Source organism: Aldersonia kunmingensis, from assembly GCF_001646865.1.
Taxonomy (GTDB): domain Bacteria; phylum Actinomycetota; class Actinomycetes; order Mycobacteriales; family Mycobacteriaceae; genus Aldersonia; species Aldersonia kunmingensis.
Genome location: NZ_LRRB01000129.1, coordinates 1 through 2274 on the forward strand (window position 1 = coordinate 1; position 2274 = coordinate 2274).

General features: G+C 67.2%; 1 protein-coding gene. It reads right to left on the reverse strand.

Features of this window, described 5'->3' with window-relative positions; translation table 11 throughout:
* Positions 1-2274 (reverse strand): non-ribosomal peptide synthetase (locus A8G08_RS10160; RefSeq protein WP_157108502.1); only part of this gene is annotated, 2274 nt, incomplete at both ends.

Consider the following 2274-nt stretch of genomic DNA (forward strand, 5'->3'; position numbering starts at 1 on the left):
ACATCGTGCGCAGCGATTCGTGCCGCTCCACCACATCGGCGACCGCCAGTTGCAGTGCAGCAGTATCGAGTTCACCCGACAGCCGGATCGCCATCGGGACGTTGTCCACCACCGACTCGGGATCGAACCGGTTCAGGAACCACATCCGCGACTGCGCCAACGACAGCGGCACACGCTCCGGCCGCGGCCGCGGCTCGAGCGCCACCCGGCCGGTACCGGTGTGCGACTCCACCGCCACCGCAAGACGTTCCACGGTCGATGCGTCGAACAGGACACGCACCGGCACCGTGGCATCCAACGCCACGCCGAGACGGGACATCACCTGCATCGCCAACAGCGAGTTCCCGCCGAGTGCGAAGAAATCATCGTCCAGGCCGACTCGCTCGATCCCGAGGACGTCAGCGAACACACCCGCCACGGCCTGCTGGATCGGCGTGGCCGGCGCACGGAACACCGCCGCCTCGAACACCGGTGCCGGCAACGCTTTGCGATCGAGCTTGCCGATCGGGGTCAACGGGAACGCGTCGAGCACCATGATCTGCGCCGGCACCATGTACGACGGGAGCACCTCAGCCACCGCCGCCGTCAATGCCGCCACATCGACGTGCGCGCCAGGCGCGGCGACGACGTACGACACCAGTGACATACCGCGAGTCGCGTCGCTGTGACCCAGCGTCGCCGCCGAGTGCACCGTCGCGTCGGCGGTCAGGGCCGCGTCGATCTCACCGAGTTCGACACGGAAGCCGCGGATCTTCACCTGGAAGTCGCTGCGTCCCACGAACTCCAGCTCACCCGCGCGGGTCCAGCGCACAACGTCACCGGTGCGGTACATCCGGCCGCCGTTGTACGGATCGGCAACAAACCGCTCCGCCGTCAGCGCGGCGCGCTCGTGATAACCACGGGCGAGCGCATCGCCCGATAGATACAGCTCACCCGCAACACCGTCGGGAACCGGATGCAAGCGGGCGTCGAGCACAAGGGCTCCAGCTCCCGCGACCGGGCTACCGATGGTGGTCGGCTCGTCCGCCCGAAGCTCCGCGTAGCTGGAGATGATCGTCGTCTCGGTCGGGCCGTACCCGTTGAAGTACCGCCGACCCGGGGCCCAGCGCGCCACCAACTCCGGCGTGGACACATCGCCACCCACCGAGACAACCTCGAGGTCAGCCAACTCCGGCGCACCCATGCTCGCGAGCACCGCGGGCGTGATGATCGTGTGCGTCACCCGCTCTGCGGCCATGAAGTCGGCCAACTCGGCACCGCCGAGAATTCGCGAGGGAACTACCACCAGAGTCGCGCTCACCGACAACGTGGCGACCCAGTCCAAGACCGACGGGTCGAAGCTCGGCGAGCAGATGCTCATGAACCGCGAATCCGCGGTGAGCCCGTAGCGGTCCAGTGCGCTGTCCAACAGCCCACCCAGTCCGGAATGGGTGACCGAAACACCCTTCGGGCGACCGGTCGAGCCGGAGGTGTAGATCATGTAGGCCGTGTGCGACACCCGTACCGGCGCAAGCCGATCCGCATCGGTCACCGGGCTCGCGGAGAACTCGGCCAGCACCTGGTCGGTGTCCGGTGCGTCGAGCACCAGCCACCCGAAGCCGTCAGCCGGCAGATCCCCAACGAACGACGAGCCCGTAATGCCCAGCACTGCAGCAGAATCCGACAGCATGTACTCGACGCGCTCGGGCGGATACGTCGGGTCCACCGGTACGAACGCCCCACCGGCCTTGGCCACTGCAACCTCGGAAAGCACCATCGCATACGAACGGCCGAACGCCAGAGCAACCCGCGTCTCCGGACCCACACCACGACCGATCAGCAAACGCGCCAACCGGTTCGACGACTCGTCCAATTCCGCATATGAATATGACCGACCGTCGAACCGGACCGCGACCGCATCCGGATTCCACTCACCGCGCCGGGCAATGACGTCCGACAACAGGACCGGAGCACTCGACTCGGGTCCGGCGACAACAGAGCGCCGCGCCTCGTCGCCGGCGAGAATGCCGATGTCACCGACCACGACCGCCGGATCCGCCACAACCGCCTCGAGCACCCGCACCAACCGGGCGCCGAACGCGACCATCGTCTGCTCGTCGAACAGATCCGTGGCGTAGGTCAACGCACCGGCCATCCCGCCGCCGGCGCCGAGCTCGGACAACGTGACCTGCAGGTCGAACTTCGCGGTATTTGTCACCGCGTCCAGGGCCGCCACCGTAAGGCCGGGTAGCTCGAAGTGGGTCGTATCCAGGTTCTGGAACGAGAGCGCCACCT